Origin of the sequence: Cohnella zeiphila (genome assembly GCF_014212055.1) — a bacterium.
Taxonomy (GTDB): domain Bacteria; phylum Bacillota; class Bacilli; order Paenibacillales; family Paenibacillaceae; genus Cohnella; species Cohnella zeiphila.
The window spans coordinates 274921-288317 of sequence record NZ_JACJVO010000024.1 but is presented as its reverse complement, the minus strand read 5'-3'; the positions used below and the strand labels follow the sequence as shown (position 1 = coordinate 288317).

Sequence of the window (13397 nt, the reverse complement as noted above, 5' to 3'; positions counted from 1 at the left end):
CCCATTGGCCAGAATTCGATGGTGTGCCGATCGTTAATGATGCCACCGTAATTTCAAAAAAATGAACGTGTCGCCGCCAGGCTCAAGCCCGCTTCGTGAACACCTGGAACACGACGCCGAACTTGTCCGTCACGACGCCGTAGGCAGGGCTGAAGTGCACGGGCTGCAGCGGGAAGTTCGCCTGTCCCTCCTCGAGCAGAGCCTCGTAAATCCGCCGCGTATGATCCGCGTCGGGCGCCGTGATGCAGATCTGTACCCGATTTCCTTCGCGGCCGCTCTGGCTCGCGGCGAAATCGGCCACGAACAGAGTCGCGCCGCCGACGTTCAGCACGGAATGCGCCAGCCGGTCCGCCGAGCCCTCCGGCACCGGATTCCGGTCGCGATCCGGCGCTTCTCCGAACTTCTGCTTGAAGAGAACCTGCGCCCCGAGCGCCTTTTCATAAAAAGCGATCGCCTCCTCGGCCTGTCCGTCCAACATAATAAAAGGGTTCAATTCCAGTGACGTCATCGACATCGTGAATCAGCTCCTTAACGATTATTTTGTTTACGGAGCTTATCGTAACCGATAATGGTGACAGGTATTGTCATCATCCTAGGCTATGATGGGGTTGATCCAATTAAAAAGGAGCCGATCGCTATGACCGAACTGATGAAAGCCCGAACGTTAACTGTCTCCATCGCTTGCCCGCCGGAAGCCGTTTACGATTATGTCGCCGATCTGCGAAATTTTCCTGTCTGGGTAACGTCTTTCTGCCGTTCGATCCGCGAAGAGCGGGGCGAATGGATCCTGGAGACGCCGGAAGGCCCGATGAAAATCCGATTCGCGGAGCGCAACGCTTACGGAGTGCTGGATCACATCGTGACTTCCACGGAGGGGACGGAGGCGCGAGTGCCGATGCGGGTCGTTCCGAACGGTACCGGGAGCGAGATCCTGATTACCTCGTTCCAGCTGCCGGGCATGTCGGACGAGCAGTTCCTCCGGGACGCCGGCATGGTGGAACAAGATTTGCAGACGCTCAAAAGAACGCTGGAAAGCTAATCTGCCAAGCCGGCGCCGGAGAAAGAATCCCCCATCGGGTTTAATCGATCCTCAATAAGCGAATAATTTCTAAAAATGGATTTGGAGATTGTTCCGGTGAAATCAAAACTTCGTTATCGCCCGCCCCGCCGCCAAGTTGCGTATGTAAGTTTGCTCGGGACGACTCAGCTTCACTTCCGGCATCCGTGGGTCATTGCATGGTGGTCCACGGCTTTCCCGGGATTCGGGCATCTTCTGTTGTCCAAATATTTAAGGGGCTTCCTTCTCATCGGATGGGAGATCCTGATCAACAGCCAGTCCCATCTCAACACCGCCATGGTCTATTCCTTCATGGGACGTTTCGCGCTGGCCAAGGAAACGCTTGACGTCAGATGGATGTCCCTGTACGCCCCGGTATACCTGTTCGCAATCTACGACAGCTACCGGACGACCATCGACCTCAATCATGTCTATACGCTGGCGAACCGGGAGAAATCGTACTTTCAAGTTTTCAAAATCGGCACCATGGAGATCAATTATCTGGATAAGCGCAATCCTTGGCTGGCGTTGGCATGGTCTTGCCTGATGCCCGGGATGGGACAGCTTTACATTCATCGAATCGTGACCGCGTTTTATTTGCTGACGGGATGGATCGGCGCCGTTTACATGTCCCATTTCCTGGAAGGACTGCATTACTCCTTGCTGGGAGATTTTCACCGGGCGACTCAAGTCGTCGATAAGGGATGGCTGCTTTTTCTGCCGTCCATGTTCGGTTTCGGGCTTTACGACGCTTATACGAATACGGTAGAGAACAACAAATTGTTCGACCAAGAGCAGAAGCGGTTCCTCCAATCGAATTATCAGAGGAAGAAGGAGGATTCTATGCGGATCGTTTCATCCTTCGATCATTCGACCTATCTGGAAATGGCGCTTACCCGATTGGAGGAGATCGGCGTCCGGAAGGAGGAGATTCTGGCGGTGCCGCTGGATCGCAGGGAAACTTCGCCCCGAATGCTGGATTCGCTGCACCGCTCGGACGGAGTCAGTCTGATCGACTTCGGGGTAGCCTGCGCTACCGCATTGGCCGTTGTCGGCTCATCCGTCGGATTCCTTCTTGAATGGGGGCCGGTCATTTGGGGAATTATCGGAGCGTTCGTCGGGTTCGGAATCGGCTTGGCCGTCGACCTGAGTATCGGAAGAAAAAAAACGAATCGGGAGAGTCGAAAGAAAGGCACGGAGGTTTTTGTCCTCGTGAACTGCGAGGAGCATCAAATCGAGCTGGTGGAGAAGATTCTCTGGCGGCATATGGCGCTTGGCGTGGCCAGACTGGCCTAAGGGGGATACATGTTGTTGAACTTGAACCTATCGGACTCGGAAACCCTCCAGGAAGTGCAGAAGCTGAGGGCCGAGATGCACCGGCTCGAGATCCTCAGGTGGAAGCAAGATGAGGTGTTTACCTGGCAATGGTGGCTCCTCGCGGCCCTTACCGTCATTCCCCTGATCCTTTGGTGGCTCGCCGTCGATAAGAAACGGGCCTATGAAATCGCGTTTTACGGCAGCATGATCGATCTCATGGCCTTGCTTCTGGATAATTTCGGAACGAATTTGTTGTGGTGGAGCTACCCGATCAAGCTGCTGCCGATCCTCCCTCCTCTGATCACGGCCGATTCCGTTCTGGTGCCGATCTTTCTTATGATGGTGTACCAGTATTTCTCCGTTACCTGGAAATCCCATTGGATCGCCAACCTGATTGCCGCCGCTTTCCTTGCTTTCATAGCCGAACCGATCTTCATCTGGATCGGCTACTACAAATTGAGCGGGTGGATGCTCGTTTACTCCTTCTTGTTCTATAACGCCTCCACAACGCTTGCCAAGCTGATCATCCGCGGATTCGCCAGGTCCGCTGCAACGCCGCCGGAAGCCCGTTGAGGCCGGCGGCGTTTTGCTATACAAAAGGTAGCAAATTACTTTTTCAAATCTTGATTTTGAGAGTATAATGTATCCGGGATAAAGAACGGACAAGGAGGGGCGGCAGTGGACGAAAGAGAACGGCGCCCGAGCCACGACATGGAGATGATCGTGACCTGGGGCGACTGCGATGCGGCGGGAATCTCCTATTACGCCAAAAATTTCGATTGGTTCACCAACGGGCGCATGAGGTTTATGGATGCGTACGAGCTTCCTTACATGGAGACGTTCCATGTGCTCGGAATCGCCCTTGTGTGCCTGACGGCGGACTGTCGGTACAAGCGGATGCTGCGGCCGGAAGAGAGAATTACGGTGCGCACGTCGCTGGCTTCTTTTACGCGCACCCGGATGGCGTTCGCTTACGAGATCTTCAAAAAAGACGGCGGGAAGGCGGCGGAAGGCCAGACATCCCATACGTTCGTAGACAGTGACGGGCTTCCGTTCAACTTCGAGAAGCGATATCCGGAGCTGTGGCGGCAAATGCAAGACAAGTGGGGCCGACGGACGGCGGACGGGAGCGGAGGAAATGGCTAAAGAGCGCGTCGTCATCACCGGAATGGGCGCGGTCACGCCGGTCGGCATCGGCGTCGCCGAATATTGGCGGCAGCTGCTCTCCGGTCAAGGGGGCATCGGCCGGATTACCCGATATGACGCGGAGGAATGGCCGGTCCGGATCGCCGCCGAGGTGAAGGGCTTCGACCCGGCGGCTTACATGCCGCGGAAGCTGGCGGGGCAGACGGACATCTTCATGCAGTTCGCGCTGGCGGCGGCGGCCGAAGCGCTAACGGACAGCAGGCCGGCGGCAAGCCCCGAACGGGTCGGCATCGTGCTCGGAACGGCGCTGGGCGGCATCTCCACCGCGGCGGACACCCAAGATCAGATCACCCGGAGCGGAAGCTTTCGGGTTTCTCCGCATTTGGTGCCCAAAGTGCTCGGGAACATCGCGGCCGCCCATATCGGCATCGTTCACGGCCTGCAAGGCCCGAGCTACACGGTGAACACCGCCTGCTCGTCCGGGGCGGATGCGGTCGGACTCGCTGCCATGCTGCTCCGGTCCGGACAAGCCGACGCAGTCGTCGCGGTCGGCGCGGAATCGATTCTGTGCGGCCTGATGGACGCGGGGCTCGCCGCGGCGCGCGCTCTCTCGGCCCGGAACGACGAGCCGGCGCGGGCCAGCCGTCCGTTCGAGCGGGACCGGGACGGCTTCGTCATGGGCGAAGGAGCGGGCGCGGTCGTGCTCGAGACGCTGGACGGCGCCAGGGCCCGCGGAGCCGGCATCAAGGCCGAGCTGCTCGGCCACGCCAACTGTACGGACGGGTACCACGTCACCTCGCCGGAGCCGGAAGGGCGCGGCGAGATTTATTGCATGCGCCAGGCGCTCGCGCAAGCGGGGCTGTCGCCCGATTCCGTGGACTACGTCAACGCCCACGGAACGTCGACGCCGCTCGGCGACCGGCTGGAGACGCGAGCGCTCAAGGCGGTGTTCGGCGAGCATGCGCGCCGGATTCCGATCAGCTCGACCAAGGGAGCGACCGGCCACCTGATGGGAGCCGGCGGCGTCACCGAGCTGATCGCGTGCGTGCAGGCCATCCGCGAAGGCGCGGTGCCGCCGACGCTGAACTACGAGCAGCCGGATCCGGAGTGCGACTTGGATTATGTGCCGAACGAAGCCCGCAAGGCGGACGTGCGGGTGGCGATGTCCAACTCGTTCGGCTTCGGCGGGCAGAACGCTTCCTTGATCGTGGGCAGATACGAGGAAGAGGCGTAAACGGCCGGCATGCCGGCCGGTCAACAATTCCCTATCGGAAGGGTGAAGCACCATGGAAGAGAGAGATTACACCTACGACATTCGCATGTTCAAAGACACGTTTGAATATGAATTCACCTACTTGAACGGTTTTCTGAGAAACGTGCATCGGTTCGCGAACCGCCCGGCTCTGACCTGCCCCATTCGCAACAGGACGTGGACGTACGCGGAATTGAACCGGGAAGTCAACCGATTCGCGGACGCGCTGATGCAGGACGACGTGGGCCATAACGACGTGGTCTTGTACCAGCTGCTCAACTCGGCCGAGTTCGTGTTCAGCTACCTGGCGCCGCAGAAGATCGGGGCGATCAACTGCCCGATCAACTTCCGGCTGTCCCCGGGCGAGACCGCGTTCATTCTCGACGACAGCAAGCCGACCGTCTACGTCTACGACGCGGAGAACAAGGAGACGGCCGAGAAGGCGCTCGCCATGGCGAAGCACCGGCCGCGCCGGATCGTGGCGGCGGACCTGAACGGCGACGCCGAGGTGCCGGAAGGCCATATTCGATACGACGACTACGTTCGCGGCCGTTCGGAGAACAACCCTCCCGTCGCCCGGCCTCATCACATCTATGACGAGACGACGCGGCTTTACACGTCGGGGACGACCGGCCGGCCCAAAGGCGTGCCCATGAACAATATCAACGACGTCATGTCGGCTCATGACGTGGCAATGCATTTTCCGCTGTCGCCGATGGACCGGACGATGAACATGAGCCCCTGGTTCCATCGCGGCGGCCTGCATTCCGGCGGCCCGACGCCGACGCTGTACGTCGGGGGCGAGATCGTCGTCATGCGCTACTTCAATCCGAAGACGACCCTGGAATATGCGGAGAAGTACGGGCTGACGTTCCTGATCGGGGCGCCGCCGATGCTGAAGATGCTGCACGACTCGCAGAAGAAGACGCCCGCGGACCTGTCGAAGCTCAAAGGAATCGTCACGATGGGCGCGCCTCTGTCGCGGGAAGATTGCATCAAGTTCCAGCAGACGCTGACCCCGAACATTTTCAACGGCTACGGCACGTCGGAAGCGTTCTGGAACACGTTCCTGCGCCCGTACGATCTGCCGGAGATGTCGGGCTCGGCGGGCCGCTCCTGTACGGACGACGAGGTGGCGGTCGTCAAGGTGTATCCGGATCGCCGGGCGGAGCCGGACGATCACGTGGCCAAGGACGGCTCCGAAGTCGGCGAGATCATCGTCAAAGCGCCGGCCAAAACGACGTATACCTATCTCAACAACGAGAAGGAAAGCGAGAAAGTTTTCTACAAAGGCTGGATTTACATCGGCGATATGGGCACGTGGGACGAGAACGAATTCGTCACGGTCGTGGGGCGCAAGAACGACATGATCGTCTCGTCCGGCGAGAACATCCACCCCGTGCAGATCGAAGAGATTCTGAACCAGCATCCGAGGGTCAAGGAATCGGTCGTCGTCGGCGTGCCGGACGAGCTGCGCGGCGAATCGGTCGTCGCCTACGTGATCAAGGCGGATCCCGAGCTGACGGCCAAGGAGCTGAACAAGTACTGCAGCGAGCATCCGATGCTGGCGACGTACAAGAAGCCGCGCTTCTATCGGTTTATCGACGAGCTTCCTTATACGGCGACGGGGAAAAAGCGGCACTTCATGGTACGCTCCATGGCGGTAGAAGACCAGAAGCAGGGGCTGTTCGAACGGTAAACGGGGGTTGGCTGCATGAACAAAACGGATCGGATGCTGGCCATCGTCGTCGAACTCCAGCGCAAGGGCGTTCTGCGCGCCGAGGATTTGGCCGCCCGGTTCGAGACGAGCGTGCGCACGATCTATCGGGACATGCAGGCGCTCAGCGAAGCCGGCGTCCCGGTGGCGGGCGCTCCGGGAACCGGTTATTCCCTGATGGAAGGCTACTTCCTGCCGCCTGTCAGCTTCACGGTGGAGGAAGCGGCGGCGCTGCTCATCGGGGCGGATTTCGTCGAGTTCCGCTTCGACGCCGAATACGGCGCCAGGGCGCGAAGCGCCCGCGAGAAGATCGAAGCGATCCTGCCGGAGAGCGTGCGGGACGAGACGGTTCGGGTGCGGTCGGCAACCCGGCTGCTGAACGAAGGAACGGCGGGCATGTACGGACGGGAAAAAGCGGTGCTCGACCGGCTGCGGAGGGCGATTCTGGAGAAGCGGCGGGTGCGGTTCCGCTACGCGAAAAAGATACCGGGCGAGGACGGAACCCGGCTCAGCGAGCGAACGGCGGACCCTTACGGGCTCGTTTTCGCAGGCGGGACGTGGTCGCTGGTCGCGTTCTGCGGACTCCGGCAGGACATTCGCCATTTCCGGCTCTCGCGCATGAGCGAGCTGGCGGTGCTCGAGGAGACGTTCGAATTCCTGCCCGGCTTCCGTCTGGCGGACCATCGGCCGGCCGACGACCGGAACGTGCAGGTTCTGGCGCTGGTAAGTTCGGACATCGCGGATCGGGTCGGGGAAGAGAACAATTATTATCTGGAGTCCCTCGAACCGCGCGAGGACGGAGCCTGGCTGGCGACATTCCGCGTACGGCGGATCGAGGAGCTGCTCCAATGGGCGCTCGGCTGGGGGGCGGGCGTTCGAATCCTGGAGCCGGAATCGCTCAGGACTCGAATTCGCGAAGAAATCGGAAAAATGTTGGAACGCTACTGACAGATAGGTGTCAGTAGCGTTTTTGTATGCTGAGATCAGATTGCAGGATCGGCGGTTCGCCATGCAGGGCGCAAGAACAAGGCTTCATGCCTCGTCCCTTGCCGGGCATCCCGCCGGACCATCTTTAAGGAGCTGATCGGAAGAATGAATACGAAGGAAATTTTGCGTCAATTCGAGGAGACGGTGGCTGCTTACATCCGGGAATTGGATCGTTACGGCATGGAGCAGCTGACATGGGTGCCGGAGGAGGGCGAATGGTCGCTCGGCCAGATGTACATGCACTTGGCCCTTGCCGCACAGTTCATGCAGCTGCGCAACGCGCGGCTCTGCCTCGCGCCGGACGGAAACCCGGCCGTATCGGCAGGGGAGATGACGGAGGAAGGGAAAGCGATGTTCGCGGAGGGAAGCTTTCCTCCGACACGCGTTCGCGTCCCGCCTTCTCCGCAGTATACGCCTCCGCAGCCGAGCGGCAAGGAGCAGATCGTTCAGGCGCTGCAAGAGACCCTTCGCCAAATGCGGGAATTCGAGGGCCGTGTGGCCGCGGCTTTGGCGGATGTGGCCGATGCGGCTAAGGGGGCTGAGGTAGGATCGGCACCCGATTCCTCCGTTCTCCTCAACACGGTCGCGCACCCTCGCCTGGGCGGATTGAACGCGTTGCAGTGGTTCCGGCTCATCGAGATGCACTACCGCCATCATCTGCTCCAGAAGAAGCGTCTGGAGGACGCCTGGAGAGCCGCTCATGTCTGATATACGGCGGGAACAGACGCCTCCCCGGAGCGGCGGGGAGGTCCGAGGAAACGGTCGGGAAACCGGGAGAAGCGGGGAGATTCGGGGAGGCGGTCGGACATCCGGGAGAGGCGGGAAGATTCGGGGAACCGGTGGAGCTCCTGAGAAATTCCGGGGGGTTCAGGAAACCGGCGAGGCTCATGGGAGCGGCGGGGCTTCCAGGGCGCACAGCTTCGAAATCCCGCTCGCTCAGGGGAAGGACCGGCAGGAACTCTCTCTTCCGAGCGACACGGATAACCGAGGAATGGACGAGGCTCCAATGGGCGTTGAAGCGGGTATTGGAGCTAATGGGGCACCGGATATCGAAATCCCGTTCGCTCAGGAGAGAGGAGGGGCGCGCTTTTGGATCGGCGTCGTCTCCGCCTCGCACGTGCAGCGCGGCGTGCGGGGCGGCTTCGCTCAGCTGTGCCACGGCAAGGCCGCGCCGCTGCGAAGGATGCGGGCGGGCGATTGGCTCGTGTATTACTCCCCGCGCACCGAGATGGGAAGCGGCGAGCCGCTGCAGGCTTTCACCGCCATCGGGCGCGTGGCGGACGATCAAGTGTACGAGTACGCCATGTCCGAGACGTTCGTTCCGCTTCGCCGGAACATCTCGTATATTCCCTGCAAGCAAGCCCGAATCGCGGACCTGCTCGACCGTCTGAATTTGACACGAGGCAAGCGCAATTGGGGTTACCTGTTCCGCACCGGCCACTTCGAGATCGACCGCGAAGATTTCCGAACGATTGCCGAGGCGATGCTGGCGATCGTCCGCCAGGAGGCATGAGGCGTGGGACCCCGTCCAGCTCGGAATCCGATACGGACGTCCTCGGGCAGAATCGCACCCATACACGCACAAAAACCTGCAAATCTGCAGGTTTTTTCGCTGGATAGCCGTTTCGAGAGGAAATTCCTGCAAAAGTGCAGGAATTTCCCCTGCAAGCGGCCCGTTCCTTTGCTGCAAAGGCAAAAAAGATGCAGATTTGCAGGAATTCTATGCAGCCGTCATGCGCCTAGCCTCAAAAGATGCAGATTTGCAGGCTTTCGTATCGCCGCCGCCGCTCAGCTTGTTCTGGCAGACAAGCGTCACCTTCGGGTGCCGGGTGCTCCACACCTAATGACCGACGAGAAAATCGAACGCGTCCATCCCGTTCAACAGAGTCGCGAGCAGGGCCGCCTTGCCCTTGGAGGCGATCGCTTGCGCGCTTTTCATCGGGGGCTCCCCCAAAAGCAACCGGACTTGGCTTCGGAGCATCGCGTCACTTTGGGGAAGGGGTGGCCAGGTCGGGGGCCGCCTGCTCGTCCGCGTCTTCGCCCGAAGGGAAATCGATCGACACGCCGGGCTGGACAGCCGCCGATGCGGTTGCTGCTGCTGGCGCTGGCGTGAAGGAGACGACTTCCTTTCGCGTCTCGTCGGGAAGGGCGTACGCGATCGTTCCTTCCTGATTCGTGATGTCGCCTCCGACTTCGCGCTTATAGCCGAGCACCGTCGAATTGCCCTGAAGATCGATGCGGCTGACCGTTTCTTCATGGCTGTCTCCCCAACCGCCGGCTGCATAGGAATAGTAGACTTTTGAGATTGGCGGGTTATCGCCTCTTGCGTCCGTCCATTGGCCTTTGAGAAACTGCGCCACGGCGTCGTCCTCCTTGACATGGGCCTGCCACACCGCTACCGCCATACCGTCCGTGATCTCGATTCGCGTCGCGGTATCTCCGGTGATCGAATAATAGCGCAGCGCCTCTCCCTCCGGGAACAGAAAAGTCTCGCCCCAATACTCGCTGTCGTGGCGGACGGCCAACGGTTCGTGTTTATAACGAAGCTGGCCCAGATTCAGCATCAGCTGCCGCGCTTTGTCCAAAGAACCGGAAGCGAGAACGTTCTGTACGTTGACGCTGAACGGGGAGCGGACGCTGGCGGTCGCGCCGTCCCAGTCGACCCCGTAGCCGAACGTCTCCGAGACGAATCGCAGCGGGATATAGACTCGGTCGCGCACCAGCCTGGCCGGAGCGTCCAGCGAGACCGTTGCCGGCTTTTGGCCGTTGCGAACGAGCACCGCCTTTTTCTGCCCGACCGTCAGTTTTACGCTGTCCGACCACTTGCTCGCCGTCACGGTTCCCTTCGCCGCATCCCAGTTCACCGTTCCTCCGAGCTTCTCGGTCACGACGCGGATCGGAACGAGCACCCGACCCGACACCACGATCGGCGCGGAATCGCCTTGAACCGGCGTCCCCAGCACGGTAAGCTGCAGGGAACCCTGCGCATGGGCTCCCGCCAATCCGATCGAACCCATCGCCAGCATGCCGGTCATTACGCCGACCGCCACCCGCTTCTTCATCTTTGCCACGCCCTTCGCAGCGATCGTTAGGTTAAGCTGCCATATAGACGCGGACGGAGCGAAAAAGTTCCAGCTTTTCTTACAAATGAGAACCGCCGGTCGCGTCGATCATCTGTCCGGTGACCCAGCGGCCGTCCGGCGAGGCGAGGAAGGCGACGACGTCCGCGATGTCGGCGGGCTCGCCGACTCGGCCGAGCGCGGACATGCTCTCCGCGTGCTCCCGGCCTTCCGGCGTGTGCAGCCAGGAGGCGTTGACGTCCGTGTCGACGATGCCGGGGAGGACGGCGTTGACGGTGATGCCGCGCGGTCCGAGCAGCTGTGCGAGATGCAGCGTGAACGTGTTGAGCGCTCCCTTGGTCACGTTATACGCCATGATGTGCGGATAAGCGATCCGGGTGACGCCGGAGGAGATGTTGACGAGGCGCCCTCCGTCTCGAAGCAGCGGCAGCATTTTTTGAACGAGGAAAAACGGCGCCTTGACGTTCACCGCCAGCAGCTCGTCGAGCTGCTCCTCGGTCGTCTCTTCGAACGTGCTGGACGTGCCGATTCCCGCGTTGTTCACCAGAATGTCCAGCTTCCGGTCCGCAGAGAGGGAACCGAGTGCCTCTTCCGCCGATTGCGAGAGGCGCTCCACTCCCGCCATGTTGCCGAGCGAAGCGCCGACAGCGACCGCTCTTCCGCCGCGTTGCCCGATGGCACGAACGACTTCGGCCGCAGCGTCGGGCCGGCTGCCGTAATGAACGATCACCATAGCACCGTCTTCCGCCAGCCGCAGCGCAATTCCTCTCCCGATTCCCCGGCTGGCTCCGGTCACCAGCGCGATTTTTCCCTCTAATTTTCCCATCGTACTCACCCTTTCCGTCGGTATAGCTTGAAGCTACACCCTCCAGTAAAGGGGAGAGTCAAGCGGTTATTCGAGCGGAACGACGAGTTCGGCCCGCCGCCGCATTCCGTACATCTCTTGGTCCGGAGTCAGGTAGGTCTCGCGAAAAGGCTCCCGCTCGGACGGCGTCCAGCCGCGTGCCCGGATCCAAGCCCGCAGATCGGGGAAAGCTTGGCAGGAGTGGGCGTAAGGATCGCAAAAGTGCGTCAGCGAGACGGCGGCTTCAAGTCCGGGAAGCGTCTCGATCCGGACCCGGTCGCTTCCGGGAATCTCCCTCGTCAGCGGCAGCGCCACGGCAAGCTCGGCCGGTTCCGTCTCGGAACGGCCGTCGTCGCGCCACAGAAGGGAGAGCGAACGCCCGTCGCTCTCGCCGTGCGAAGCGGCGTATTGCAGTACTTCGTCCAGCAGCAGGCATCTCTGCGAGCGAGGGAGCCTGGCGCGAATGACGGCGGCAAGCCGCGGCGGTACGGAGCGAACGACCGGCTCCGCCCAGGCGTCTCCCGTCTCCGCTTCATCGTCCTCCAATCGGGACAAGCGGGATTCGATTCCTTGAAGCTGCTTGCGCGCCTCCCGGATGGTTCGAAGCAGCTCCGAGCGTTTGCCGGACAGGCTGATCTTTACTTGTTCGGGGCGAGCGCTCTCGGCAAGCAGGGCCTTAATCTGCTCCAGAGTGAATCCTTGATCTTTCAACGCGGCGATTCTTTTCACGCTGAGAAGCTGTTCCGCCGCATAGTATCGATATCCGCTTTGTTCGTCTATGGAAGCGGGTTTGAACAAACCCCGTTCATCGTAGTAGCGAAGCGTTTTGACGGATAAGCCGCTTAATCGGGAGAAATCCCCGATGGTCATCATTGCAAGGCCTCCTTTTCCCGGCCTCGGAATGAATACGGGCCCAACCTGATTTTACTCGCTCGGAAGCGGTCCGTCATCCGCCTGGCGCTCCGGTTATGGTATACTCGTTTTAAAGGCATAATTGAACGGGGTGACGGGAGGAACGGGGCTGCTCGTCCTGAATCGGAAGATGATGAATTCTCATACGCAACGGAATGAACAAGATACGGAGACGCGCGAGCAAGCGGATACGAAAATATGCGCGCAGTGCGGAGAACGGAAGCCGCTGTCGGAATTTCGGCGCCGAAGCGGACTGAGGGCGGGCAGCCGCAAGCGCCGCGGCACGTGCCGCAACTGCCGGCAACAGGCGGCGGCTCGCGCGGCGGAACCGGCGCCGGCGCAGGCGGCCGAGCCGGCGGCGCTCGAGCCGAAGGCGCCTGCGGGCGAGCCGCCCGCGACGCAGGCGGCAGCGCCCGTCTCGCAAGCGGCGGCGCCGGACGCGCCGGGCCGCAAAAAGCGCCGCAGGCGCAAGCGGCGCGGCGGCCAGGGAGCGAAGCTGCCCTCGCCGCTGGCCGCGGCGGAGCCGGCGCCGATCAAGCCGCACAAGATCGGCCCGCCGGACGCTTCGAGCCTGCGTCCGACGCGTCAGGGCTTTATCCGCATGCGCGGCAAAACCGACAACGGCCGCCGCTGGTACCAGGAGATCGACCTCGACTTGGCGACGACGCTGGTCCGCGAGCACGCAGCCGTCGTCGTGAACCGGCATACGATCCGGCGCCTCTACAGCAATAAGGAGTTCCGCAAGCTGATTTTGACGCGGGATCAGTATACGTGCCGCTTCTGCGGGGGTTACGGAGATACGATCGACCATGTGCTTCCCCGGGCCAAAGGCGGCCACACGACGCCGGATAACTGCGTCTGCGCCTGCAACGAGTGCAACCAGTCCAAGGCGGACCGCGACCTGGAGGAGTTCATCAACGCAGTGGATTAACGAGAGGTTCCGCCAAGCGCGGAACCTCTTTTTAGCACCTTGACGTCGGCGCTTTCCCAAAGAGAGTAACCACGTTACTCACTTAATCCGACTAAGCTGGCGGTGCGTCCAAAGAACACAACCCCATTGTTCACTTTAGCCGACTCCACTGGAG

General features: G+C 61.0%; 14 protein-coding genes. 10 read left to right on the top strand and 4 right to left on the bottom strand.

Annotated features, from left to right (window positions below; all coding sequences use genetic code 11):
- Nucleotides 1–82: 82 nt before the first annotated feature.
- A complete protein-coding gene (locus H7C18_RS20065; protein WP_238357822.1) occupies nucleotides 83–514 on the bottom strand; it encodes a VOC family protein in 432 nt (143 codons plus the stop codon).
- Nucleotides 515–637: 123 nt separating this feature from the next.
- Here H7C18_RS20065 and H7C18_RS20060 point away from each other — a divergent pair, with 123 nt between their 5' ends.
- The 9 genes from H7C18_RS20060 to H7C18_RS20020 all read left to right on the top strand — a co-directional run bounded on the left by H7C18_RS20060 (nucleotide 638) and on the right by H7C18_RS20020 (nucleotide 8989).
- Nucleotides 638–1039 carry an SRPBCC family protein gene (locus H7C18_RS20060; RefSeq protein WP_185130862.1) on the top strand — a complete coding sequence of 134 codons (402 nt, stop codon included), beginning with the start codon at nucleotides 638–640 and terminating at the stop codon, nucleotides 1037–1039.
- Between the two features lie 96 nt (nucleotides 1040–1135).
- On the top strand, nucleotides 1136–2353 hold the full coding sequence (locus tag H7C18_RS35805; RefSeq protein ID WP_337913791.1) for a hypothetical protein: 1218 nt from the start codon (nucleotides 1136–1138) through the stop codon (nucleotides 2351–2353).
- Between the two features lie 12 nt (nucleotides 2354–2365).
- Nucleotides 2366–2947 carry a CBO0543 family protein gene (locus H7C18_RS20050; protein WP_238357821.1) on the top strand — a complete coding sequence of 194 codons (582 nt, stop codon included), beginning with the start codon at nucleotides 2366–2368 and terminating at the stop codon, nucleotides 2945–2947.
- 105 nt (nucleotides 2948–3052) lie between these two features.
- The gene (locus H7C18_RS20045; protein WP_185130859.1) at nucleotides 3053–3520 is read left to right on the top strand and encodes a thioesterase family protein; all 468 of its coding nucleotides are present in this window, start codon (nucleotides 3053–3055) and stop codon (nucleotides 3518–3520) included.
- Entirely contained in the window at nucleotides 3513–4754 is a 1242-nt protein-coding gene (fabF, locus tag H7C18_RS20040) for a beta-ketoacyl-ACP synthase II (protein ID WP_185130858.1), read from the top strand. Before H7C18_RS20045 ends, fabF begins: the two co-directional genes overlap by 8 nt.
- Nucleotides 4755–4806: 52 nt before the next feature.
- On the top strand, nucleotides 4807–6471 hold the full coding sequence (locus H7C18_RS20035; protein ID WP_185130857.1) for a class I adenylate-forming enzyme family protein: 1665 nt from the start codon (nucleotides 4807–4809) through the stop codon (nucleotides 6469–6471).
- A gap of 15 nt (nucleotides 6472–6486) precedes the next feature.
- Nucleotides 6487–7437 (top strand): helix-turn-helix transcriptional regulator, encoded by a 951-nt coding sequence (locus H7C18_RS20030; RefSeq protein ID WP_185130856.1) that lies wholly within the window; start codon nucleotides 6487–6489, stop codon nucleotides 7435–7437.
- A gap of 144 nt (nucleotides 7438–7581) precedes the next feature.
- Nucleotides 7582–8184 carry a DinB family protein gene (locus tag H7C18_RS20025; protein ID WP_185130855.1) on the top strand — a complete coding sequence of 201 codons (603 nt, stop codon included), beginning with the start codon at nucleotides 7582–7584 and terminating at the stop codon, nucleotides 8182–8184.
- A 283-nt stretch (nucleotides 8185–8467) separates the two neighbouring features.
- Nucleotides 8468–8989: an EVE domain-containing protein gene (locus tag H7C18_RS20020; protein ID WP_238357820.1), complete on the top strand. Its 522-nt coding sequence runs from the start codon at nucleotides 8468–8470 to the stop codon at nucleotides 8987–8989.
- A gap of 472 nt (nucleotides 8990–9461) precedes the next feature.
- Here H7C18_RS20020 and H7C18_RS20015 read toward each other — a convergent pair whose 3' ends face one another.
- From H7C18_RS20015 to H7C18_RS20005, 3 genes are all read right to left on the bottom strand, one after another.
- Nucleotides 9462–10538, bottom strand: coding sequence for a copper amine oxidase N-terminal domain-containing protein (locus tag H7C18_RS20015; protein WP_185130854.1), 1077 nt, complete (start codon nucleotides 10536–10538; stop codon nucleotides 9462–9464).
- A 79-nt stretch (nucleotides 10539–10617) separates the two neighbouring features.
- Nucleotides 10618–11382: an SDR family oxidoreductase gene (locus H7C18_RS20010; RefSeq protein WP_185130853.1), complete on the bottom strand. Its 765-nt coding sequence runs from the start codon at nucleotides 11380–11382 to the stop codon at nucleotides 10618–10620.
- A 66-nt stretch (nucleotides 11383–11448) separates the two neighbouring features.
- Complete coding sequence (locus H7C18_RS20005) at nucleotides 11449–12273, bottom strand: MerR family transcriptional regulator (RefSeq protein WP_185130852.1); 825 nt, start codon at nucleotides 12271–12273, stop codon at nucleotides 11449–11451.
- Nucleotides 12274–12394: 121 nt separating this feature from the next.
- Here H7C18_RS20005 and H7C18_RS35245 point away from each other — a divergent pair, with 121 nt between their 5' ends.
- Nucleotides 12395–13243 carry an HNH endonuclease gene (locus H7C18_RS35245; RefSeq protein ID WP_238357819.1) on the top strand — a complete coding sequence of 283 codons (849 nt, stop codon included), beginning with the start codon at nucleotides 12395–12397 and terminating at the stop codon, nucleotides 13241–13243.
- The last annotated feature ends 154 nt before the right edge of the window (nucleotides 13244–13397 follow it).